Origin of the sequence: Synechococcus sp. W70.1 (assembly GCF_047461515.1) — a bacterium.
GTDB lineage: Bacteria > Cyanobacteriota > Cyanobacteriia > Thermostichales > Thermostichaceae > Thermostichus.
In genome coordinates, this window is sequence record NZ_JANSHH010000013.1 from 150,468 (window position 1) to 172,865 (window position 22,398).

24 protein-coding genes and 1 tRNA gene are annotated in these 22,398 nt (G+C 59.9%); 12 read left to right on the forward strand and 13 right to left on the reverse strand.

Annotation, left to right across the window (positions count from 1 at the left end):
• Positions 1 to 72 precede the first annotated feature (72 nt).
• The 3 genes from NW808_RS02795 to NW808_RS02805 all read left to right on the forward strand — a co-directional run bounded on the left by NW808_RS02795 (position 73) and on the right by NW808_RS02805 (position 1,457).
• Positions 73 to 339, forward strand: coding sequence for a hypothetical protein (locus NW808_RS02795; RefSeq protein WP_414420211.1), 267 nt, complete (start codon positions 73 to 75; stop codon positions 337 to 339).
• 20 nt (positions 340 to 359) lie between these two features.
• Positions 360 to 1,067, forward strand: a complete 708-nt coding sequence (locus NW808_RS02800) for an energy-coupling factor ABC transporter ATP-binding protein (protein WP_414420212.1) — start codon at positions 360 to 362, stop codon at positions 1,065 to 1,067.
• Positions 1,068 to 1,244: 177 nt separating this feature from the next.
• The gene (locus NW808_RS02805; protein WP_011429904.1) at positions 1,245 to 1,457 is read left to right on the forward strand and encodes a CP12 domain-containing protein; all 213 of its coding nucleotides are present in this window, start codon (positions 1,245 to 1,247) and stop codon (positions 1,455 to 1,457) included.
• Positions 1,458 to 1,515: 58 nt separating this feature from the next.
• Here NW808_RS02805 and NW808_RS02810 read toward each other — a convergent pair whose 3' ends face one another.
• Both NW808_RS02810 and msrB read right to left on the reverse strand, forming a co-directional pair.
• Positions 1,516 to 2,319 (reverse strand): FTR1 family protein, encoded by an 804-nt coding sequence (locus NW808_RS02810; protein WP_414420213.1) that lies wholly within the window; start codon positions 2,317 to 2,319, stop codon positions 1,516 to 1,518.
• Between the two features lie 26 nt (positions 2,320 to 2,345).
• Positions 2,346 to 2,756, reverse strand: coding sequence for a peptide-methionine (R)-S-oxide reductase MsrB (msrB, locus tag NW808_RS02815; RefSeq protein ID WP_414410563.1), 411 nt, complete (start codon positions 2,754 to 2,756; stop codon positions 2,346 to 2,348).
• Positions 2,757 to 2,927: 171 nt separating this feature from the next.
• On the opposite strand from msrB, the gene ndhN reads away from it, so the two are divergent.
• From ndhN to NW808_RS02830, 3 genes are all read left to right on the forward strand, one after another.
• The gene (ndhN, locus tag NW808_RS02820) at positions 2,928 to 3,383 is read left to right on the forward strand and encodes an NAD(P)H-quinone oxidoreductase subunit N (RefSeq protein WP_414393074.1); all 456 of its coding nucleotides are present in this window, start codon (positions 2,928 to 2,930) and stop codon (positions 3,381 to 3,383) included.
• Between the two features lie 64 nt (positions 3,384 to 3,447).
• A complete protein-coding gene (locus NW808_RS02825) occupies positions 3,448 to 4,452 on the forward strand; it encodes an LdpA C-terminal domain-containing domain (RefSeq protein ID WP_414406005.1) in 1,005 nt (334 codons plus the stop codon).
• 15 nt (positions 4,453 to 4,467) lie between these two features.
• Positions 4,468 to 6,270: a R3H domain-containing nucleic acid-binding protein gene (locus NW808_RS02830; protein WP_414420214.1), complete on the forward strand. Its 1,803-nt coding sequence runs from the start codon at positions 4,468 to 4,470 to the stop codon at positions 6,268 to 6,270.
• On the opposite strand, the gene NW808_RS02835 is transcribed toward NW808_RS02830, so the two are convergent.
• Complete coding sequence (locus NW808_RS02835) at positions 6,267 to 7,169, reverse strand: 4-hydroxybenzoate solanesyltransferase (RefSeq protein WP_414420215.1); 903 nt, start codon at positions 7,167 to 7,169, stop codon at positions 6,267 to 6,269. The two genes, NW808_RS02830 and NW808_RS02835, sit on opposite strands and share 4 nt — an antisense overlap.
• A 174-nt stretch (positions 7,170 to 7,343) precedes the next feature.
• Here NW808_RS02835 and NW808_RS02840 point away from each other — a divergent pair, with 174 nt between their 5' ends.
• Entirely contained in the window at positions 7,344 to 8,105 is a 762-nt protein-coding gene (locus NW808_RS02840; protein WP_414406028.1) for a response regulator, read from the forward strand.
• On the opposite strand, the gene NW808_RS02845 is transcribed toward NW808_RS02840, so the two are convergent.
• The 3 genes from NW808_RS02845 to NW808_RS02855 form a co-directional block, all read right to left on the reverse strand.
• On the reverse strand, positions 8,102 to 9,439 hold the full coding sequence (locus NW808_RS02845; RefSeq protein WP_414420216.1) for a CCA tRNA nucleotidyltransferase: 1,338 nt from the start codon (positions 9,437 to 9,439) through the stop codon (positions 8,102 to 8,104). The genes NW808_RS02840 and NW808_RS02845 overlap by 4 nt on opposite strands.
• Before the next feature lie 140 nt (positions 9,440 to 9,579).
• A complete protein-coding gene (gene hemH, locus NW808_RS02850; RefSeq protein ID WP_414420217.1) occupies positions 9,580 to 10,605 on the reverse strand; it encodes a ferrochelatase in 1,026 nt (341 codons plus the stop codon).
• Positions 10,606 to 10,729: 124 nt separating this feature from the next.
• A complete protein-coding gene (locus NW808_RS02855; RefSeq protein ID WP_414420218.1) occupies positions 10,730 to 11,188 on the reverse strand; it encodes a hypothetical protein in 459 nt (152 codons plus the stop codon).
• 266 nt (positions 11,189 to 11,454) lie between these two features.
• Here NW808_RS02855 and NW808_RS02860 point away from each other — a divergent pair, with 266 nt between their 5' ends.
• From NW808_RS02860 to NW808_RS02870, 3 genes are all read left to right on the forward strand, one after another.
• On the forward strand, positions 11,455 to 11,946 hold the full coding sequence (locus NW808_RS02860) for a Tic20 family protein (RefSeq protein WP_414420219.1): 492 nt from the start codon (positions 11,455 to 11,457) through the stop codon (positions 11,944 to 11,946).
• Positions 11,947 to 12,077: 131 nt separating this feature from the next.
• The gene (locus NW808_RS02865; RefSeq protein WP_414420220.1) at positions 12,078 to 13,886 is read left to right on the forward strand and encodes a hypothetical protein; all 1,809 of its coding nucleotides are present in this window, start codon (positions 12,078 to 12,080) and stop codon (positions 13,884 to 13,886) included.
• A 257-nt stretch (positions 13,887 to 14,143) separates the two neighbouring features.
• Positions 14,144 to 14,770: a GerMN domain-containing protein gene (locus NW808_RS02870; protein ID WP_414420221.1), complete on the forward strand. Its 627-nt coding sequence runs from the start codon at positions 14,144 to 14,146 to the stop codon at positions 14,768 to 14,770.
• Between the two features lie 121 nt (positions 14,771 to 14,891).
• Here NW808_RS02870 and NW808_RS02875 read toward each other — a convergent pair whose 3' ends face one another.
• Positions 14,892 to 15,773: an arginase family protein gene (locus NW808_RS02875; RefSeq protein WP_414420222.1), complete on the reverse strand. Its 882-nt coding sequence runs from the start codon at positions 15,771 to 15,773 to the stop codon at positions 14,892 to 14,894.
• Positions 15,774 to 15,806: 33 nt separating this feature from the next.
• The gene (locus tag NW808_RS02880; protein ID WP_414420223.1) at positions 15,807 to 17,540 is read right to left on the reverse strand and encodes a phospholipase D-like domain-containing protein; all 1,734 of its coding nucleotides are present in this window, start codon (positions 17,538 to 17,540) and stop codon (positions 15,807 to 15,809) included.
• Positions 17,541 to 17,703: 163 nt separating this feature from the next.
• Between NW808_RS02880 and NW808_RS02885 the strand changes: the two genes are divergently transcribed.
• Positions 17,704 to 17,877 carry a hypothetical protein gene (locus NW808_RS02885; protein ID WP_414393095.1) on the forward strand — a complete coding sequence of 58 codons (174 nt, stop codon included), beginning with the start codon at positions 17,704 to 17,706 and terminating at the stop codon, positions 17,875 to 17,877.
• Between the two features lie 101 nt (positions 17,878 to 17,978).
• Positions 17,979 to 19,484 carry a DUF697 domain-containing protein gene (locus tag NW808_RS02890; protein ID WP_414420224.1) on the forward strand — a complete coding sequence of 502 codons (1,506 nt, stop codon included), beginning with the start codon at positions 17,979 to 17,981 and terminating at the stop codon, positions 19,482 to 19,484.
• Positions 19,485 to 19,528: 44 nt separating this feature from the next.
• Here NW808_RS02890 and NW808_RS02895 read toward each other — a convergent pair.
• From NW808_RS02895 to moaA, 5 genes are all read right to left on the reverse strand, one after another.
• Positions 19,529 to 19,603: transfer RNA gene (locus tag NW808_RS02895), tRNA-Arg, on the reverse strand.
• A 33-nt stretch (positions 19,604 to 19,636) separates the two neighbouring features.
• Positions 19,637 to 20,122 (reverse strand): molybdopterin synthase catalytic subunit, encoded by a 486-nt coding sequence (locus tag NW808_RS02900; protein WP_011429088.1) that lies wholly within the window; start codon positions 20,120 to 20,122, stop codon positions 19,637 to 19,639.
• Positions 20,123 to 20,422: a MoaD/ThiS family protein gene (locus tag NW808_RS02905; RefSeq protein ID WP_346426097.1), complete on the reverse strand. Its 300-nt coding sequence runs from the start codon at positions 20,420 to 20,422 to the stop codon at positions 20,123 to 20,125.
• Positions 20,361 to 21,455: a cyclic pyranopterin monophosphate synthase MoaC gene (gene moaC / locus NW808_RS02910; RefSeq protein ID WP_011429090.1), complete on the reverse strand. Its 1,095-nt coding sequence runs from the start codon at positions 21,453 to 21,455 to the stop codon at positions 20,361 to 20,363. Before moaC ends, NW808_RS02905 begins: the two co-directional genes overlap by 62 nt.
• Before the next feature lie 4 nt (positions 21,456 to 21,459).
• The gene (gene moaA / locus NW808_RS02915) at positions 21,460 to 22,398 is read right to left on the reverse strand and encodes a GTP 3',8-cyclase MoaA (protein WP_011429091.1); all 939 of its coding nucleotides are present in this window, start codon (positions 22,396 to 22,398) and stop codon (positions 21,460 to 21,462) included.

Below are 22,398 nucleotides of genomic sequence, written 5' to 3' on the forward strand. Positions count from 1 at the left end.
GATCTCCAGCTCTCGCCCTAACCTGCGATACTGGGATCAGGTGTCCACAGCCCACTACGGGAACGGTCAGCCATGTACACTCTGGAACTGCTCCTGAAAGGGAATCCTACCCCGATCGTCATCCACCAAAAAGAGGAGGAAGCGGCCAACCGCGCCTATCAAAGTGTGGTTGAGGCTCTTCGCAACGGATCCCCTCAGAGCCTAGAGCTGACCTGCGACCGCACGGGCAAGAAGGTGTTCTTGCTAACTGGCGAGCTCTGTGGTGTGCAAATAACCTCCAAGTCCGGCACCGCGCCCATGGGAGTCCGCCCTGGCTTCTTGGCCCAGTTGCAGGGCTAAGGCCAGCTTCTTAGGGGTCTATGAGTTCCCTCACTGGGAGAGAATCCCCGCTGGCTATCCGGGTAGAGGGCTTGACCTTTGCCTGGCCAGGAAGTCCGCCGGTCCTGCAGGAGTGCAGCTTTGCTGTTCCCAAGGGCCAGCTCTGGATGCTGCTGGGGCCCAATGGCAGCGGCAAATCGACCTTGCTGCAGCTCCTGTCGGGAGTGCTCACCCATCCCCAGCCCCTGGCGGGGTTCTGGGAGGTGCGGGGGCGGCTAGGCTACGTGTTTCAGAACCCGGATCAGCAACTGTTTATGCCAACGGTGGGGGCCGATGTAGCTTTTGGTTTGGGGGCAGAGCCCCTCACCTTGGAAGAAATCCAGGAGCGGGTGGAAAGGGCCCTGGAGCAGGTAGGCTTGCGCCACTTGATCCGCCGGCCTATCCACGGCCTCAGCGGTGGGCAGAAGCAACGGGTAGCAGTTGCCGGGGCGTTGGCCCAGCGCTGTGAAGTACTGCTGTTGGACGAGCCGACGGCCCTCTTGGATCCCGATAGCCAGAGGGATCTGCTGCGCTGCGTCCGCCAGCTGGTGGATCAAGAGGGGATCACTGCTCTTTGGGTCACCCATCGGCTGGCAGAGCTGGAATGGGCAGACGGGGCGATCTTTCTGGCGCAAGGACAGGTACGCCAACAGGGATCCCCGGAACAGGTGCGGCAGCAGATTAGCCAACTGTTTGGCGGCTTGAGGTGATCCCAAAGAGATCGCAAAAGGATGGCAACACCCTCCGGCGGGGGCTACATAGAATAGTAGGTAGTAGATTCACTGCGATTGGTTGGCCAACGGTATCATCTTCAACCTATCCGTGGACAATCTGCGTCAACCAACCCAGGGGTGAAGAGCCCTGCCGGTCGAAAGGAGCTTGAGAATATGGGACTGTCTGAAGTCATTGCCAAAGAGCTGGAGAACGCGCGCAAAGTCTGCTCTGAGTACGGCGAAGGGGATCCCCACTGCCGTGCAGCCTGGGATGCGGTAGAGGAGGTGCTGGCAGCCCGCAGCCACCAGCCAAAGGCCCCCAGCAGCCTCGAGCAGCACTGTGCTGAAAACCCCGACGCCGTCGAGTGCCGCGTTTACGACACCTGATTTCTGGGTTAAAACGCAGCAGCCTGCCAGCTCTCTAGGGGCGGGCTCTGTTTTTCTCTCACGGAGAGAGCTTTTGAGCAGAATCAGCCCGCAGCCATAGCCTCATCCAAAAGACAAAGGCTATTCCCAGCAGCACCGTTTGCGGGATCAGCGTCTGCCAAGTGGGATAGATCCCCAACCAGCGCAGCTTCGGGATCCCGGATAAGGGGGTCGTCGGAAGCCAGCCTGCAACTTGCAAAGCGTGGAGGCTGCTGCCCAGGAACTTAAAGCCCAAGTAAAAGATCAGCAGGCTTAAACCCCGGAAAAAAGCCCCCAAGGGCAGTTTTAGACCCAAGGGCAAAAGCAAAACTGCCACTCCTGCAAGCAGAAAAGCTCCCAAGCCAATTCCAAGCCAGAGATCCCGAGCCGGCAGGGAAGGCGCCAATCCCACGTAGAACACCACCGTTTCCGCCCCTTCGCGAAACACGGCTGTAAAGGCCAGAAAAGCTAGGGAAAAAACCTGACCGCTGGCAAGGGCTACTTGAGCTTGTTCGTGGACGAAAGTTTGCCAGGCAGCGGTGGCCGACCGCCGGTGCAGCCAGAGGCTGATCGAAAACAGTAGACCTGCTGCCACCAGCCCCGTGATCCCCTCCAGCACCTCCTGGCGGCTATGGGTAAGTAGCTGCTGGAAAAACAGCTTGACCAAGAGACCAAGCAGCACCGCTGCCAATAGACCCGCCGCTCCTCCTAGCCACACCCAGCGCTGCTGGGCCGACTGCCCGCTCTTCCCAAGAAGCGCCACCAGAGCTAACAGCACCAGAAGGGCTTCCAGACCCTCCCGCAGCAGGATCGAGGTAGCATCCAGGAAAGTGTAGTCCGACATGCTCAGCCGGCAGGCGGCTTAAAGGCCTAGGCGTTGGCTGGAATAAACTTCAAAGCTGCCGAGTTGATGCAGTAGCGCAAGCCTGTTGGCGGGGGGCCATCCGGAAACACATGCCCCAGGTGACCGCCACAGTTGGAGCAGTGCACCTCGGTGCGGGGCACAAGCAGCTTCCAGTCGGTCTTGGTGCCAATCACCCCTGGAGCAATTGGCTGCCAAAAGCTGGGCCAGCCGGTGCCGCTGTCGTATTTGGCTTCTGAAGAGAACAGCGCCTGCCCACAGCCCGCGCAGACATAGATCCCTGGGGCCTTGTTGTTGTAGTAGGCATTGCGGAAGGGGGGTTCAGTCCCTTCTTGACGCAGCACGTAGTACTGTTCTTCAGTAAGCAGCTGCCGCCACTCGGCGTCGCTTTTGGTTACGGGGTAGCTTGGTTGAGCCATTGGTGGTTGCTCTCCTGTCGTCCTCAATTCTAACGCTTCTTCCTGCTCTGCCTCCGCTCTTCGGCACGTCGGGGAGAACCGGGGAGTTTCTAGGAGTTCTATCGGAAACTTCTATCCTCGGCTAGGGGCATACTCCCGCTACAATGGGCGCAGGCAAAGACGGAGCTTCTTATGTTGCTAGTCGGCTCAGGTGCCAAGTTTGTGCAACAGCTCGAGCAGGCTGGGGCTTTGGCCATGTTTGTCACGCCGGAAGGGGGATCCGAAGGACACTACCTGCGGCGGCTGCGCGGGGCCGGCTATGAGGTGGTTACCCTCTCTAGCAAGGGAATTGGGGATCTGGCCAGCTATCTGACGCGCAGCCATGGGGTGCGGCCTGCCACCCTAGGCAAGTCGCAGCGGCGCACCTACTTCTACCCTTCGCTAATTGAGCAGTACCGGGCCACTTTGCCCCCCAAGGCCAAGGGATTGGTCTTTTGGTTTTACGAAGGGCATGTCCTCAGCCGGCAAGAACTCTCCTACTTGGTGAAGTTAAGCCAAGAAGACAAGGGCGTGAAATTTGTGGTGGAGCTGGCTCGAGAGCGGTCAATTCGCTGGCAACCTTTAGAGAGCGCCCTGCAGAGCGCCTGAGGATTGGCTTAGATTCTTTGCTACCATCTCAAGTAGGCGGCCTTGCTGGTGGCTAGTTGTACCTGTGACCTTGCCGAAAGCCTCGCTGCACCAGGGCACTTGGTTCAAGCTCATCTGTGGCGCAAGTTTCCACCACTTGCCCTCAATTCGGGAGTTAGCCTTTCTCTACACCCTAGCTGGGGCCGATTGCATCGACGTTGCCGCTGAGCCGGCTATTGTCCGAGCTGCCCAACAAGGGATCCAGCGAGCCCAAGCAGAAGACCCGCAAGCGGGATCCCCTTGGCTGATGGTTAGCCTTAACGACGGCGAGGATGTCCATTTCCGCAAGGCAGTCCTGACAGAGCCCACCTGCCCTGCCGAGTGTCCACAGCCTTGTGTGGCGGTCTGTCCGCCCCATGCCTTGGTGCCTCTAGGCCCCTCTGCCCGGGTTTACATCCAGGCGGAGCTGTGCTACGGCTGTGGCCGCTGCGAGCCCGTCTGTCCCTACCGGCGCATTGTTACCTCTGGCTATCAGGTGGCAGTAGCGGAGGTCTTGCCCTCTCTAGTGGAGCTGGGCGTTCAGGCAGTAGAAATCCACACCTGTATCGGCCGGCAGAAGCAGTTTGAGCAAGTGTGGAGAGCCCTGAAGCCATGGCTGGGACGGCTGCAGGCCGTCTCGATTAGCTTTAACGATGGTCCGGGCCTTGAGGCCTATTTGCGGGATTTGCTAACCCTGATGGATCCCGTGCCGGAGGTGTTGATCTGGCAGGTGGACGGCCGGCCCATGAGCGGAGATATTGGGGCTGGCACCAGCAAGGCCACCCTAAAGCTGGCCCGCAAGGTGCTGGACATGGGCCTACCTGGCTATGTGCAATTGGCAGGTGGAACCAATGCGCAAACAGTGTCGCTGTTGGATCCCTGCTGGCCAGTGGCGGGGATCGCCTTTGGCAGTTATGCCCGCCAGTTGGTGGCTGCCCATCTAGAGGAAGGATCTGGCCTGACCACAGCGATCCTGTTAGCCAAGCAGTTGGTGCAGCAGGTAAAGCAGCGGCCAGTTGCCCTCCGACCGAGCTGTTTTTCCAGTGCTTGACAGCGTCGCTTGACCATGAGTTTCCCAGCCCAGCCCTTGAACAGGGAACCCACCTCCTTTCCCGGACAAGTCCTCTACAACGACGACTTAAACAAGCTCCTGGACGTTCTGCCCGCAGCCATCCGGGAGCGGCTGCAGCAGCACCCTCACTTAAATCAGCTGGTGGAGGTGGTGCTGGATCTGGGCCGCCGCCCGGAAGCCCGTTTCCCCGGCTTTGCGGAGTACCTCTCCGAGGAAGTAGTTAGCCGCGCCGACCTGGATTTGGTCATCAGCCAAGTGGGGGAGTTTAGCAGCGACAACCGGGCTGGCATTGCCTCAACACTGCACCGGATTAGCGCCATCCGCAACCGCCAGGGCACGATCATTGGCCTTACCTGTCGGGTGGGCCGTTGCGTGGTCGGTGTCATCAACATGATCCGGGATCTGGTGGAGCAGGGCCGCTCAATGCTGTTGCTAGGCCGGCCAGGAGTAGGCAAAACCACTGCCCTGCGGGAAATTGCCCGCGTTTTGGCAGACGAGCTGCACAAACGGGTCATCATCATCGACACCTCTAACGAGATTGCCGGGGATGGCGACGTGCCCCACCCAGGGATCGGTCGGGCTAGACGCATGCAGGTGGCCAGCCCAGAGTTGCAGCACAAGGTGATGATCGAGGCGGTGGAAAACCACATGCCGGAAGTGGTGATCATCGACGAGATTGGCACAGAGTTGGAAGCTTTAGCCTCCCGCACCATTGCCGAGCGAGGGGTGCAACTGGTGGCCACTGCCCATGGCAACCGCATCGAAAACCTGATTAAAAACCCCACCCTCTCGGATCTAATAGGCGGGATCCAATCCGTCACGCTGGGGGACGAGGAGGCACGGCGGCGGGGCTGTCAGAAGAGTGTCCTGGAGCGCAAGGCTCCCCCGACTTTTGAGATTGCGGTGGAGATGCTAGAGCGGCATCGCTGGGTCATCCACGAAGATGTGGCAGCCACAGTGGATTGCCTCCTACGTAACCGCGAGGCGTCAATCCAAATACGCAGCCTGGACGAACGCGGCCAAGTGGTGATTGTGCGCAGTACCACTGGCATGAACGGACGCTCAAGCCTCTTGCGACCCCAGTGGCCCCCTGCCGACACTGCCCTGTTTGCTGGGGGGGGCACTTGGGGATCCTCCGGCCGCCTGGAGCCTTTACCTTTGGAACCGGTTGCAACCCGTCTGCAGCAGCCTAGCTCGCCCTTAGCGAAGGAGGAAGACTCCTCGGCGGAGCCGCTAGCTAACTCCCAGTCAGAGTCCAAATCTGAGGAGGAGGCGGAGCTCCCGCAAGACCCAGAGGGGCCCTTGAGGATCTACCCCTATGGGGTTAGCCGTTTCCACCTAGAGCAGGTCATCCGGACCCTGCAGCTGCCGGCGCAGGTTACCAAAGACCTGGATGAGGCCGATATTGTCTTGGCTTTGCGATCCCAGGTGCGCAGCCGCTCCAAGATTCAGCAACTGGCCCACTCCCGCCAGATCCCCATTCATACCGTCAAGGCCAATACCCTGATTGCTCTGGCCGGCGCCCTGCGCCGCATCCTCAACATTGAAAGTGAGGAGGGGGCCCAGTCAGACCTGGAGCTGTTTATTCAGGCTAGCACCGCAGAAGAAGCAGAAGCTCTGGAAGAAGCTCGCCTGGCGGTGGAGCAAATCGTCATCCCCAAGTCGCAGCCAGTGGAGCTCCTACCCCGCTCTGCCCACATCCGCAAGCTGCAGCATCAGCTGGTTGAGTCCTATCACTTGCGCGCTCAGAGCTTTGGCGAAGAGCCCAACCGCCGCCTGCGCATCTATCCCAACTAGGCTAGCCGGCAGCCGGCAATCATCCCCGCCAGCAGGATAAAGCCTTGCACCACGTTCTCGCCAAAGATAGCTGGGTAGAGGCCGGGGGAGGAATGGACCCGGTGAAGCTGCCAGGTTTGCCGAGCCCAGAGGCCGGCGGCAACTGCCAGGCTGAGGAAATAGATCGCGTGCAACTGCAGGCTAAGCCCCACCCCCAAGAGGGCAATGGTGGTGCCTAGGAAAAAGAGCCCCACCGCCCTTGGGGTTTGCCGGCCAAAGAAACGGGCGCTGGAGTGGATCCCAGCTCGCTCGTCGTCCTCGCGATCTGAGAGAGCATAAACCGTATCAAACCCAAGGGTCCACAGCACCGTGGCCAGCCACAGCCAGCCCAGCCCCTCCTCCCACAGGGGTAGTTGGGGATCCTGACCTCTCACCGCTGTCCAACTGATGAGCACGGCAAATCCCCAGGCCAACGCCAGGATCAGTTGGGGCACTGGAAAAACCCGCTTGGCCCCTGGGTAGAGCAAAATCACCGGCACCGCTGCCACACAGAGGGCAAAGCTAACGGGGTTGAGCAACAGCGCCAGCCCTCCCGCACAGGCCAAGCAGAGCAACGCCATTGCGATGCCGACGCCAACACTCAATTCGCGGCTGGCTAGGGGGCGGGTGCGGGTGCGCTCCACCAACGGATCCAAGTCCCGATCCCAGAGGTCGTTGATTACACAGCCTGCCCCGCTAGCGGCCAAACTGCCTAGAACGAGAATCCCGACCAATGGCCAAGGCGGCGCTCCGCGTCCGGCTAGGAAAGCTCCCCACAGAGCAGGGATCATCAAAATCAAGCGTCCTGCCGGCTTGTGCCAGCGCAGCAACCGTAAAATTGCTCCGCCAGTAGTCCAGAGTGCAGAAAGAGAAGCAAGCATGCCCGGCCGCGCCAGTGGCTTCGGCTCCACCCCAATCTTAAATCATCCTGAACCAACCGATGTTGGAACCTTCGGGGTTCAACCTGACGTCTTGGAACCTCGAATCGCGATTTGACACCTTTTCTCCTCTCTGTTGGCCAACCCTGAAGTTTGATATCCTAGCGGGCGGCTGCCATTGAGGGTGATGAAGCGAGGCGGAGTTTGCTTTCCATGACCAGTCAACTTCCCCAAGCCAAGGAAGCTTCCCCCCTTCAGGAGACTCTGCTGGTGGTGGAGGATGAGGATGCGATCCGGGAAACCGTTGCCCTTGCTCTGGAAGAACAGGGGTACAGAGTCTTGCAAGCTGCCGACGGCCGGGAGGCACTAGAGCTGGTGCATACAGCCGAGCGGCTGGACTTGATGATCCTCGATCTGATGCTGCCCAGTTTGAATGGCTTGGATCTGTGCCGGCTGTTGCGTAGGGAGGGTAACACCCTTCCTATTTTGATGCTGACGGCCAAAAGCAGCGAGACTGACCGGGTGGTGGGCCTGGAGCTGGGGGCCGACGACTACCTAACTAAACCCTTTGGCATGCGGGAGCTGATTGCCCGCTGTCGCTCTGTGTTGCGCCGTCGGCAGCAGGCTTACACCAGCGAGGCCACAGTGCTCCGCTACGGGGATATTTGCCTGTTTACCCAGGAGTGCCGCGTGTTGGTGCGGGGGGTGGAGGTCAGTTTCTCGCCTAAAGAGTTCCGCCTGTTGGAGCTGTTCATGTCCCATCCCCGCCGCGTCTGGACGCGGGAACAGCTTCTGGAGCGGGTCTGGGGATCCGACTACATGGGCGACAGCAAAACCGTGGATGTCCACATCCGCTGGCTGCGAGAAAAGCTGGAGGTGGATCCCAGTAACCCCGAGTATTTGGTAACGGTGCGCGGCTTTGGCTATCGCTTTGGCTAGGTTTGGGAGCTTCTCTCGCGCCAGCGGCGGGCAAAGGAAAGGGCCTCGGCGCGGGTTTGGATCTGGCCCCAAGCTTGGGCCTCCTGGAGCTCTTGCAACAGCTGGCCTACCCAGGGGCCGGGTTGACCGCCTAGGGTGTGCAGTAGGTCGCGGCCATCCAGCAGGGGCACCAGATGGGCCAGGGGATCCTGGGGATCTTCGTAGCGGCTAAGCCAAAGCTGGATCGTCTCTGCCGAGCTGCCGGTGGCTGCAGCCAGCAGGGCTAGGCCGCCAAAGAGGGATCCCGCCTGCTGGTAGAGCCGCCACTGCTGGGGAGGGGTGGGGGAGCTGGCCAAAAGCTTCTGGAAGTGGGGCAGAAGCTGGTGCAGCCTTTGGACGGCCCGCATCTCGGCCCGGCTAAAGCGCAGCCGTTCCAGTTCGGTTTCCACCGTCTCGGCAGGGGTGCCTGCCGGATCCCACAGCAGGGCTGCCAACACCGTCGCCAACAGGCTGCTGCGCCGATCCGCCAAAGGCTGAGCCAGCTCCGCCAGAGTGCGGGGGTACTGGGGTTGCCAGATCTCGGCCCATTGCCAGACGGCTTGGGCCTGGGCAAAGCCAGGGCTCTGGGGGGCTAGGCGGGGCAGCCAAGCCGCCAGCAGACCTGCCGCCACGGCTGCCTGCAGGTGGGCCAGGCCCGGGATCCCCGTCTCCAACAGGGTCACCACCTCGGCCCGCACCCGTTCTGCTGCCACATTGGCCAAGAGGGGAGCCCGCTGGCGAATCGCCTCTGCCGTGGCCGGATCCAGCGCAAACCCCAGTTGGGCTGCTTGGCGATAGGCCCGCAACAGCCGCACCGGATCGGCGCTGAGGTTGTCGGGGTGAACCATGCGCAGACACCCCTGCTGAATGTCCGCCCGCCCCCCTGTGGGATCCAACAGTTGCCCCTCCCGCAGCTCCAGGGCCAGGGCATTGCAGGTGAAGTCCCGTTGCCACAGATCCGCCGCCGGGGTGGGGCCCGCCTGCAGGGCTACGTCCACCGTCGCCGCTGTGGGAGGGGAAGCCCCTCCTTGGCCCAGCACGATGCGGGCAATCTGTCGCTCCACATCCAGCACCACAAAGCCGGCTTTCAGCCGCCGCGCCACCCCTGCTGCCCACCCCACCGGATCCGCCGGACACATTAAATCCAAATCCACTGGCCCCTTGGAGTCTCCAGACTGGCCTCGCAGCCAAGCCAGGTAGGCATCCCGCAGGGATCCCCCCACCCAGTAGCTCCCCTGGGGCAGCCACTCTTTGGGAAAGGGCAGCCGCTGGCGGAAATAGGTCAGCAGCCACTCGGTCAGCAGGGCTTCGCTCATCGATTTTGCACAGGGGGAAACTTTGATTTAAAGGCTAGGATCCCCAGAGCACAAGTACTTGGCCAGGCCGTGCCTGTACCTAACCGCTGGGCAAAAACAGGTGCTAACTGTGGCCTGCCCCCCGCCTAGAGTCCTTTTGCCTAACGCTCCAGCAGCGAGCTGCCCGCCGCAGCCGGCACAAAAGCAGGTGCTGAAGGAACCAGATGGGGCTGCACCAGAGCTGCCAGGCCAGCAATAAATAGCGGGTCGGCGTTCAAGGCGGGCACACGGCGAAAATCGCGGATCCCAGCCCGGTGGGCCAGCTCTCGATACTCGATGTCGATCTCTTGCAGGGTCTCGATGTGCTCTGAGACAAAGCTAATCGGCACCACCAGCAGTTGCTTTACTCCCCGCGCGCCTAGCTCTGGGATTACTCTCTCGGTGTAGGGCTGCAGCCAGCGCAGCGAGCCCACCCGGCTCTGGTAGGAGAGCGTGTAGCCATTTGGGCGTCCCACCTGGCGCCAGATGAGCTCGACGCAGGCCTCCATCTCTTGCTGGTAGGGATCCCCGGCCTGGGTGACGTAGCTTTCGGGAATGCCGTGAGCGCTAAAGAGCACATGCACTTCTAGGGGATCCTCGAAGGCGTCCAACTGCTCCCGGATGGCCCTAGCCATGGCCTGGACATACTGGGGCTGATCGTACCAGGAACAGATCTGGCGGCGCTCGATGCGGGCCAGCTCTGGGTCTTCGGCCCAGAGGCGATCCAGGAGCTTGAAGCTGGAGCCAGTTGTGCTGATGGAGTACTGCGGGTACAGCGGCAGCACCACCAGGCGGGTGATCCCGTCCGACTTGATCTGCTGCACCACAGACTCAATGAGCGGGTGCCAGTAGCGCATGGCGACATACACTGGCACGTCGTAGCCCGCCGCCACCAGTTGGGCCTGCAGCTTTCGGGCCTGTTCAGCGGTGATGCGCCGCAAAGGAGATCCCCCCCCGATGGCAGCGTAGTTGCGCCGGGATTTGGGCGCTCGCAGGATGGAGATGGCCCAGGCAAATGCCCCCTGCAAAAAGGGAAAGGGCAGCCGGATGAGCTCCGGATCGGCAAAGAGGTTGTAGAGAAAGGGCTGCACATCAGCCTGCGTTTCTGGCCCCCCCAAGTTCAGCAGGAGCACGCCGCATTTGGACATAACAAGCTCAACGACCTTCCTTATCCACTGTAGAAGGTCTTAGCCCCTAGCGAGAAAGGAATTCTCAGCTTTCCGTGGGTCGAAGCGTATCCCCGCCCTCTACTCCGCTGCTCTTGGGCTGGCGTTAGAACTCTTGGCCGCGGTAAACCCGCTGTAGGGCCGGCGTGACCGAATAGCTATCGACATCGGCCAGGCTCAACTTCAAGCGCAGCGTATTGAGCAGCCTCCAGTAGGGGGGCACAAAAGGGGTTTCGGGAATGGGTTGAGAGGGGAGGGGGTGGGCAACCCTCTCCAGAGGGCAGCCACGGTAGCGGAGCAAGCTAGACCCGACCAGGGAAGCTGAGGATTCCCCTTGGCTGGGATCCACCGTCAGGCCGCGAAACTGGATCTTCCCTGGACGAGAGGCTTGTCGGTAACGCAGATAGCGACCCCAGAGTTGTGCCAGCCACTCCGGCAAAGCCTCAGGCCGAACGTGGAAGCGCTCCGGCAACAGACGGTCGTTGAGAAAGCCGATGAGCCCAGACCAGGCCTTCCAGAGCAAGGCGGCGACGAGGCGAGTAGGGGGAGAGGATGAGATTTTCATAGACCTCTGCACAGCCGAGAGTTGGCGTCGATTATACCAGTCCAGAAAGGACTCTGTCCCGCTGCGCGAACGGCTGGAATGCTCGCCCTGAACGTCTTGCCGCAAAAAAAGGGAAGCTGGCTTTCGAGCCAGCCCGTGGAGCCCCCCAAACCCATCGACTACAATGGGCCCAAGGCTTGTCTGCCCTTTTCCTCTGGCAAGGGAGCGGCATTGCCCAAACAAGCAGACTCTAGCGACCACTGCAGTGAGCTGAGGGACTCGAGGACATGACCTGGCGCGGCACCATCACTCCCAGCGATCGGCTGTGGGGATCCCTTCCTTACCTTCTGCCTTTGGTATCGGCTTTGCCCTTGGGCTTTGTCCCCTTGGGGCTGTTTCAATCCCTGCCAGGACTGATCCCTATCTTTCTACCGCTACTGCATTTGTTGCCTCTGGTCACAGGCTGGCTGGGGATGGGGCTGTTCTTTGCCCTCCTCTTTTTCGTCATCCGCAACGGCCGCATCGCCCACTTTGTTCGCTTCAATACCATGCAGGCGCTGCTGCTCAACATTGCCCTGTTCTTGGTGCAAGTGCTGCTGCAGGTGTTGGGTAGGCTCCTTGGCAGCCTAGCGCTAGGGGCAGTGGGCAGCATTTTGGCCAACACTGCCCTTCTGGGAGTGATGGCTGTTACTCTCTACGCTTGGTCCCAGAACCTGCGTGGCCGCTACGCTGAGGTGCCAGTGCTCTCTGAGGCTGCCTATGCTTGGATTCGCTATTAATTCCTGGCCAAGAGGGAGGTGGGCCCAAGGCTGTCTGTTTGGCTAACGCCTGCCACAGAAGCCGGAAGCTGCCCTGCAGCCTGGAGCTATCGAAAACATCCGCCCGGTGCGCGAAAGGCGGGCTCTTGGAAATGGTGAAAGCGTTGCGCCAACCGGGGCTGTTGGTCGGGCTTGCGCTGCTGGCCGGAGTGTTGGCCCTGCTCTGGCCAATGCTGCAGCAAGGCTATCCCATGACTCACTCCACCCACTTCAACCTCAGTTGGGCCTTTCAGTATCAGCGCCAGTTTTTCGGCGGGCAGTTTTACCCCCGCTGGCTGGAGTACTCCAACTTCGGCTACGGCAATCCCACCTTTGCCTTCTACCCGCCTTTGTGTATGGTAGCCACCCTGCCCTTTCGCGCCCTGGGGCTGGACCTGCCCGGCTCTTTGGTGGCCAGCATGGGTCTAGCGATGGCGGTCTTTGGGCTGGGGCTATACGTTCTGCTGCGGCAGGTGCTTCCTTGGGCTTTGGCGCTGGTCTTGGCCCTGCTGAGCATGGCCGGCCCCTATTGGTTGGTAGATATCTACCAACGGGGTGCAATTGGAGAAGTGTGGGCCATTGCCGTCTCCCCCTGGGTTTTCTGGGCCTCGCTACAGGTGATTTGCCGGCCTCAGTCCCTTTGGCCAATTGGAGCGTTGGCCGTTAGCTATGGCCTACTGGCCCTGTCCCATTTGCCCACTTTGCTGATTTTTACTCTGGTTTGGCTGCCCCTACCGTGGGTGGTGGGGGGAAGGGATCCCTTCTGGCCCAGAGTGGGACGCTGCTACCTGGGATTTGGTCTGGGACTGGGGTGGGCGGCTTTTTATTTGCTGCCGGCTTTCTGGGATCAGCGCCATGTCCAGGTGGATTTTGTCAACTTTGCCGAGGAATACATGCCCCAGCATCGCTTAATGCTGAGCGGGCTAACTCAGCTTCAGCCGCGCTGGACAGAGCACTGGTTTGAGAGCAACCTGGTGGGGTACTGGGTCTGGATGGCAGCGGTTGTGGTGGGCGTTGGGATCTTAGTTTTTCTAGAATGGCTGGTCCGCCGGCCGGGGAGGAGTTTTGATGCGGCTGGATCCCTTGCCAGAGCTACCTTGCTCTACAGCTTTGGGGCTAGCCTAGTGGCGCTGCTGATGACGACGGATCTGCTGGCTTGGCTCTACGAGTGGTTTCTGCCCCTGCAACGCATTCAATTTTCCTGGCGCTGGATGGCAGTGACGGCGGTAACCGTGCCCTGGCTTTTGGGATCTCTAGCGGGTTGGGGATGGGGGCAAAGGCGCCTGCGGCTTCTCTTGCTGGTGGGGATCGGACTAGCTATGGGGGTGCAAACTTGGCAGGGCTTTCAACTCTTGTCCAAGGCCGGCTTTGATCCGCAGCTTGTTCAAACTTTTCAAGAGCTGGCTACAGCTAAGCAGTTTCCCAAGGAGCCCCAAGAGAGGCCCGGCATTGCTTTCTTGCACCTGCACTGGCGCTTTCCCGATGGGCTGGCGCTGGTGGATGTGCAGGAATACCGGCCCCGCCAGGCCACGCTGCCTATGCCGCCCCCGCAGGTGGATCCGCTGCTCCAGTGGCAAGGCGAGCTGGGGGATCCGGCCGCGCGGCTACAGGTGGAAGAGTGGCGCTATGGCTATCGCCGCTTTCGCGCCATCAATCCCACGACTCAAGAGCAGCCCGTAGTCTTGCGCACGTTTTACTATCCCGCTTGGCGAGTTCAAATTGATGGACAGTTTAGGGCTGCCGAACACGACGGGTGGGGGCTGTTGCAGGTACGGATTCCCCCGGGAGAGCATCGCGTGGAAGTGCGCTACCTGGGCACGGCAGCCGAGTGGCTGGGCTGGATCCTGACCGGTGTAGCTGGTGTGCTGCTAGTAGAGCTGCGGCGGCTTGTGCGTTGGTTGAGGTTGACCAAGGCGGCGTAGGCCCTGCCGTGCCACTCTTCTGGAGCGGACTTTTCTTTCTTCCTGCTTCCACAACCGGCTACTACCCCCCAGAGGGATCTCCCCCGGCTCGAGCTGACGGTAGTTGCCCCTTGCTCTTGAGAGAGCAAGCTGGGAAAGGATCCCCCTCTAGGCCTGCGGAGAACGTCAATTGAGTTTCTCTTGGGCCTGTCTCCCGGCAGAGGAAGCTTTTCTTCGCTACCCTGGAGCTAGCTAGGTAAGCAGGGGGATTGGCAGCAATGAGCCACTACGAAGGGCGTCCTGCCCAACTCGGCTTCCTCAAGGAGGGAGAGCAACGCCCCCGCCGACGACGTGGCCAGGCCTTGCAGGTGGGAGTGCTTGGCTTCTTGGTGGGATTGGGGCTTGTGGGAGGAGCCTGGTGGTACAGCAGGGGGCCGCGGCAAACTTTTTCCCTGTATTGGCTGACCACGGTTGACAACTCTATCCACTACGTGCAGCAGGAGCGCTCCCTTCGCGCCTTGGATGCCCAAGAGGCTATTCGTAGGGCTCTAGAGGAGTTGATCGCTGGACCCAAGGATCCCCGCCTCACCACCGCTATTCCTCCCCAGACGCGGGTGCTGGATGTACGGGTGGAAGGCGACGATATCTTTTTGAACTTCTCCCCCGAATTTACGCAAGGGGGGGGATCCACCGCAATGATGGGTCGGATTGCCCAGGTACTCTACACGGTTACTAGCCAAAACCCTAATGCACGGGTTTGGATCTCCGTGGAGGGACAGGCCCTCGAAGTGCTAGGGGGAGAAGGGCTGATTCTTGACCAACCCTTGACGCGGGCCTCGTTCTTGCCCAGTTTCCCGCTTCCGGCAGAATCCAAGGCAGAGCCGTCAGCCGCATCGGCCTCTTAAGCAGCCATGCTCTCGGGGGTGAAGCTATCTCCAGCGTCCGCCCTTGGCCAACCAACGGTGAAGCTGGGCCAAAAGGTGCTGCTGGTAGACCCCAACTCCGGAAGAACACCTGCGAAAGACTTCATATGCCAGACTCATTTTCCAGCCGCTCGAGACTAGCGGGGTTGGGATCCAGCTTCAGAGAGTAGAGGCCGTAACAGGCCAGCAGCCAATTGAGAAGACGAGCTGCAATGCGGGCAGTTGGTCGCGTTGCCGAGCTTACCGCCACCCCTCCCAGGGAAACGCCGACCACAGGACGAGCAGCGAAGATGGCCTCACAAGTTTGTAACAACCGAAACCAGCTCAGCCCCCCTGGCTCTGGGTGGTGCACTGCTGGTGCTAGCGAGGGATCCAGCACGCTACAGTCCACCACCAAAAACACTGGCTGCTCCGGCAAAGCCTCGACGACCTGCTGCGGATCCCAGGCCTCTTGAGCCCAGAAAATGGGGCTGTGGTGGTCTCTTAGCCAAGCATAGGCGCGGGCACTGCTGCTGCGCAGCCCCACGTGCACTACCGGCAGGCCGTGCTGGTAGAGCAGCTCTACCCAAGCGCCGTTGCCGTAGCTCATATCTTGATCTGGCTGGGTCATCTCTATGGGGGGCATGAAGTTGGCATGAGCGCTGCAATGCACCACACTGAGACTCAAGTAGTGCTTCCAAAGGGCACGAATGGCCCCCCAACTGGCTGCTAGAACCGAAGGCAACAAGACCGGCCACTGTTGTCGTCGCCAGGCCTGGGTCACTGCTGCCTCACACAGGCCATAGGGTGGCTCATCCATCAGCCCCGGCAACTGCGCCACCGCCAGCTGATCCACATCGATCCCCAAGCGCGGCTCAAAAGCACACAGTTCTGCGCCTGCATTGAGGATGGTCAACGGAGCTTGGGTATCCGGGCCAAAGGCAGTGGGAATGAGGAGAACCCTGGCGCTGGACTGGGAGCAGGGATGGAGGGACCACTGGGCCATAGGCGGCGTTTCTGCTTGCCAAAGGGGGGATCCCTACCAAGTTACTCGACCCCGCAATTGCTCCATCTTGGCTGGGCCGATGCCCTTAACGCGCTGCAGATCCTCCAAAGAAGAAAAGGGGCGGGCCTCGATAATCCGTTGCGCCAGGTCTGGGCCGATGCCAGGCAACTGCTCCAGTTCGGCTGCCGTGGCTGTGTTCAAGTTAACGCGAGGGGGACTGGGGGTAGCTAGCGAAGGGGAGGACCTCGAGGTGGCCTCTAGCAGCTCCGGCTCTACTGTGGGGGAAGTAGGGGCAAGCGGAAGGGGGTTGGGGCAGCGGCGGGCTGCTTCCTCTACTTCCTCCCGCAAGCGACGGCTGGGGCCAAAGCGGGCCTCGGCCAGGAGCCGCTCGAACTCTCGCACAAAGTGATCCACCACCTGCCTATTGCGGATAATCAAGAGGTTTTCGTCGTTGAGGTGGTTGGCCGAGACTGACCAGTTGTGGGAGCCGGTGATCACCGTGGCCTGGGGGGTGCCGGGATCGAGAATAGCGAACTTGTGGTGTAGCTTGTCGCCGGGGGCGAGGTTGGGTATGCCTATGGCTTGGGGGGGCTGCTGCCAGGGCAGGCGGGCCGGATCCAGGCGGCAGTTTTCGTCCGGGAGCGCCAACCCCCACATCTCCAGGGTGCGGCTGTAGTCGCGGAAGGCAAAGCCAGGATCAAACAGGCCGCGGATCTCCACCTTGCGCTCCTGGTGCAGTTGCCGGAGCTGGTTGGCAATGCCAGAGTCGGTAAAGACAAACAGAGCCAGATCCACCCGCTTCTGCGCTTGGGCCAGGGTGGTCGCAATAATGCCGTTAGAAGTAGCCTCATAGGGCAGGGAACGGCTGGCGGGGGAAAAATGCACCTCCACGACGGCGTCGTCAATCAACACCGTCTGCAGGGGTCGCTTGCGCTTTTGCACGCCAAAGCGGCTATCGGGCAGCCCTCCCGGCCCGTCCCCCCACATGAGGTTGAACTCCTCCGTATAGATGCGGGCCAGCTCGGGGCTATCCAGTAGCAGCAGGTGGTTGGCATTGCCCACGCTGCCAGGAGCATCGAAATCCCCATGGATATCGGAGAGGGTGAAATTGGCTGAGCCAGTCAGCACCCGCTGCCCGTCGATAACTACAAACTTGTGATGCATCAGGCCGCTGCCCTTGGAGCCGTCGGCGGTGTCGTCCAGCCAGGGCACCTGGCCTCTATCCAGCAAGGCGTACACATCCCGGCTAGCAACCTCCTCGGGGGAAAACCGCCCGTCCCGGTTTACATCCACCAGACGGCGATACTCTTCGAACTTTTGACGGCTGCGCTCGTCCAGCGCCTGCACTTCGGCAGGGGTCAGCCGGTGCCAGGCCCGCACGTAGGTGTTTTCGGTAATCACGCGCACTGGGATCCCGGCCTGCCGCCGCTCTGCAAGGGCCTGGGCGATGAGGGGCAAGTTTAGCTCCTGTACCGCCACATCCACCGACCGCCGAGCAGAACGAATCTGGGAGATAATCAACTCCTCCAGGTTGTAGCCGTAGCGGTGGATCTGGCGATAGGGATCCCGATAAGTGCTCTCGCGGCTTTGGTTAAACGCCACCCGGATGCGAGGGTGCTGCGGCAGAGGGGCCAGGGTGGGCAGCTCTGGCTCTTGGGGAGAGGGCCGAGGGCCTACCCCGTAGCCAGCTGCTACCAGGATCAACAGCAGGGCGGCCCAGGGCAGCCAACGGCGCAGTTGCCGCCACCAAGACGGGATCCGGTTCATCCCCTTTTCCCCTTGCAGCAACCCCCTTCAGAATACCGAACTTTGCCGAAAAACTGGGCATAAAGCCCCGTCCTACATTCGAGCCGTCAACGGCCTCATCTACGTCATCGCCAGAGCTTTGGGGCAATAAGATAAGTCTAGCGGTTGATTGAGGAGGCCCGGCGTGGAACGGCCCAAGTGGGTAGCCATTATTACGGGAGTTCTGGCCATTGCTTTGGGGGTGGGCTATTTGTTGCTGACGCAGCTATTGGATTACCGCGGGGGTAAGTTCTTGCCAGCGCCGTCGGAGCCACCAGGGGTCTTGAGCGTCTTGGCAGGGATCCCTGGCCTGAATTAGCTGAGAGCGATTGACTGTATGCTCAGCTACAGCACGCTCCCTGCTCAAGAAGCGGCTGGGGGGAGATAGGGAAACATTTGGGCAGACGGGGAGTTGGCATAGTGTTGTCGCGCTCCACTTGGCTGTGGCTATTGACAGGGCTAGGACTAGTGGCCTTGAGCCAGTACCTGCAGTGGGTTGGCGGCATCCACAGCTCTATCGCCTCCTACTCGGAACCGCTGGCCGACCTGACCGTGGCCGGCATTCTGGGAGGAACGGTGACTACGGGGCTGGTGGTCCGCCACTGGTGGCAGCAGGTTTGCCGAGGACAAAGGGAGCCCACCCCAGGGGCCAAGCCGCGGCGGCGGGTTAAGTTGACGCGGGCTCAGGTGCAGGCAGATCTGCAGGATGTCGATTCCCTTATCCAGAAGTTGCAAAACGACATCAGCCGCCGTGCCCTGCAAGCCAAGAAACAGGAGATCGATCGGCGGCTGGCTGAGGAGGCATTGCACCTAGTGGTGTTTGGCACGGCTTCTGCTGGCAAAACCTCTCTCATCAACGCTCTGCTGGGGCGGCCGGTTGGGGAAACTGCCCCCACTCTGGGCACCACCCAGCAGGGCTCCATTCACACCTATCAACTGGAAGGTTGGAACAGCCCCATTTACCTCACCGATACCCCTGGGCTATTGACCATCGGCGGTGCCGGCGAAGCAGAGGCCCGCGCCCTCGCCCAGAAAGCGGATCTGTTGATTGTGGTGGTGGCCGGGGATCTGCTGGCTTCAGAATACGCGGAGCTGCTGGAGTTGGCTCGGTTGGGAAAAGCCACTATCCTGGCCCTCAACAAGACGGATCAAATGCTGCCGGAAGATGTGGAGACCGTCCTAACCCACCTGCGCCGCCGCACTGCCGGTGTCATCCCTCCTGAGCAGGTGGTGGCCATTGCCGCTGACCCCGAGCCCTTGAAAGTCCGCTACTGCTTCCCGGACGGATCCCGTCAGGAGACCTGGGAGCCCCAGCCCCCTGATACCGCCGCCCTCATCCAGCAGATGGCCCGCCTACTGCAGCAAAAGGGATCCCATCTGCGCCTAGCCAACGCCCTGCTGCAAACCCGAACCTTGAGCGAGGCTGTCCAGCAAGCCCTGCGGGAAGAGCGCCGCCAACGGGGCCGCCAGATCGTGGAGCGGATGCAGTGGGCAACGGCTGCAGCTCTGGCGGTAACCCCCCTCCCTGCCTTGGATGTCCTGGCGGGGGTGGCCATTCAGGCCCGCATGATTGGAGAGCTGCACCAGGTCTTCGATCGCCGCATTACCCTGCAGCAGGCTCAGGCAATTGCTCACCGCTTGGCCCAAATGATTGTGCAACTGGGCGGACTGGAGCTAGCTACCCATGCCTTCAGCTCTGCCCTCAAAGCCAGCCCCTGGATGCTCATGGGGATCCCTCTGCAGGCAGCTAGCGGGGCCTATCTGACGCGGGTGGCGGGGCTCAGCTACCTGGAGTGGCTGCAGTCAGGGGATCCCTGGCAGGAGGAGCTCCTGCAAGAGCGGCTGAGGCAGCAGCTCCAGAACGGCCATCCCCTGGCTTTCCTCAGACAGTTAGCTCGCCAGGCCCCCTCCAGCTCCAGCAGCTAGCCGAAGACTTTTCCAAGAACCCGCTAGGAAACCAGCAGGGCTGACGGGACTGGGCGGATTTGAACCGCCGACCTAGCGCTTAGGAGGCGCTTGCTCTATCCAGGCTGAGCTACAGCCCCAGGTCAGGTACCTCACTGATACTAGCAGAGAGGCTAGGGGGTATCGCCGCAAGGCTGCCGAGCAATAGCGTTCTTATGGAATTGCTGGAACAAAGGCTTTGCTTTCTGACATAAAACCCAACGCGGCGGCTCACCCCAGTAGTACTCTTTTTTCCAAATGGGCAAGCGCTCCTTGATTGCATCAATGATGTAACGTGCTCCAGCAAAAGCGGCGCCGCGATGTTCAGCTGTAGCACCAACCCAAACCGCAATATCACCAATTGCAAGATGACCCTGGCGGTGACAGGCAACAGCACCGCAGAGGCCAAACTTGGCGTGGGCTTCTCGGAGGATCTTCTCGCCCTCCTTCTGGGCAAGGATCTCGTAGACTTCGTACTCCAAGCTGAGAACAGGTTTGCCCTGGCTGTGGTTGCGTACCCAGCCCTCGAAGGTTACTAAGGCACCCGCTGTGTTATTGACGAGCAAACGACTGAGTTCAGCTGGCTGGATGGTGCTATCCACAATTAGAAAACGCAGCATTTAGCCCCCACAAACTGGTGGAATGAAAACTACCAAGGCACCTTCATCTATCGGCCTAGTCAAGTCACAGAACTCATGATTGACAGCAACCTTAACGTCCTCCGCTGCTAGCGAAAATCCATACTTTGCTTGCAGCTGCTGATAGAGCTCTAGGTAGTTTGCTGCACTGGTTTGCAGCACTTCGCTGCTCCGCTGAGCCTGTTCCCGCAGCACTGCTACATATTGAATTGTTACGGTCTTACTTAGGACAGATTGAGTTACCATGGCTGCAACTACCCCAAACTGATTGGAAAGTGGCATACTCCTCGGCGGTATTGACGTTCATGAGCTCGACCTCATGGTTGGGGGTAACTAGGGTGCAGGGCTGCCTGCTGAGGATTTCCACAGGGCAGTACACCCCTTCCGCGTAAGCCCTTTCTAGTACCGCTGCAGCTTGAGGAGTATAGATGGCGCAAAGAGCTTCCGGGAAGCCGCGCTCGGGGTTAACATAGCAAGTTGCGATTGTTTCGGCTTGGTAGTGATCCAGCAGCTTTTGGATTGTTTCTGACCGAAGGTTCAGTAGATCACAGGCAACAACCAACCAGTTAGCTTCAGGATGAGTATTCAAGGCAGTCAATAGGCCACTGATCGGGCCAACGCTTTCTACTAGATCTGGTAGTGTGGGCAAGAGCTCTAGAGCTGTGCCCGACCACTGACCGGCACGCGCTGACAAGTAAACCTGCTGGCAGTAGGGCTGCAGCAGTTCATAGAGATAGGCGGCGTGGGGTTTGCCAAAAGGGTTCAGCAGCGCTTTATCGCGACCCATGCGCTTGCTACGTCCCCCTGTGAGCACCAAGCCATAGAGGGGACGTTCCAGGAGGGCGTTTTTGCCGCCGGACTTAGTTACTAGGCGGGTCTCCTGGATGCAGATATGGGGCGACACCGACTTGCACATGTCATAGATTGTCAGCGCTGCTGTTGCCGCACCACAGAGAGCTTCCATTTCAACCCCTGTCTTAGCGCTGGTCTTGACAGTGCAGTGGATGGTTACAAGCAAGTGATCATCAATTGTGATATCAAAGGTGCAGTCTTCAACAGGGATCTGATGACAAAAGGGGATCAGTTGGTCAGTTCTTTTAACAGCCATTGTACCAGCAATGGTTGCTGTCTGAAATACCGGTCCTTTTTTCAGGTGGATATCTTGGCCAACAACATAGGATCTGAGAGCAGGTGGCAGTTGAACTCTTGCCCGTGCTGTGGCCGTTCGCAAAGACACCGATTTGTGGCTAATATCTACCATATGCGGATGGCCTTGAGCATTAAGATGGGCCCATGTACGATCAGCTTTGTCCATAGAGCTAGCCCCCTAAGCCGTACATTGGGTGTGAGACCTGCTCAACCCGGCGCAGTGGTTTCATCCCCAAAAGCTGCTGGTAAATTTGCTGACGTTGGCCTGGTGTTTTGTCTCGAACCGAGAGACCCTCCTCACTAAATAGGCAGGCAAAGAGACGACCATCAGCTGTCAAGCGCCACCGGGAACAGCTGCTGCAGAAGGGCTGAGACTCAGAGGCAATAAATCCAACTTTAACATTCTCGTCGATTGTAAAGTAAAACGCTGTCGAATCAGGTGCCGCTGGAAGGGGGGTTAGAGTATAGCGTTCTTGCAGACGGGCAATGCACTCTTGTGCTGAAACGTAGTGTTCTTCATAGAGAGAGTTGGCATAGCCGACCCGCATCAGCTCCAGAAAGCGAACTGTCACGCCTGTCTTGCGGGCAAACTCAACGAAATCAAATAGCTCGCAATCGTTGATCCCCCGCATTACAACCGTATTGACTTTGAGGCTAAATCCCCGGGCAATACCCTCCTGGATATTACGGAGAATATCCGCCAGGCAGTCGCGACGGGCAATTGCAGCTTGGGTGGAGGGCTGTAGGCTATCGAGGCTAACATTAAGGTTGAGAACGTTGGCAGCCTTGAGAACGTCCCAGTAGCGGTGGAGCAGCAGGCCATTGGTTGTTAGGCTGAGGGACGGGATCTTCAGCTTGGCAAGTTCCTGAATGACTTCATCAAAGTCTTGCCGAACCAGAGGCTCACCACCTGTAATGCGAACTTCTTCAATGCCATAGTCCAGCAACTCGCCAATAATTTCTTTGTATTGCTGCGGAGTTAAGTAGCTACTTTTGTCCAGAAATTCTGGATGCAAAGGCATGCAGTAGCGGCAGCGAAGGTTGCATTGATCGGTTAGAGAAACCCTTAGCTTGCGAATGCGACGATTCCATTGATCCACTAGCTGCAT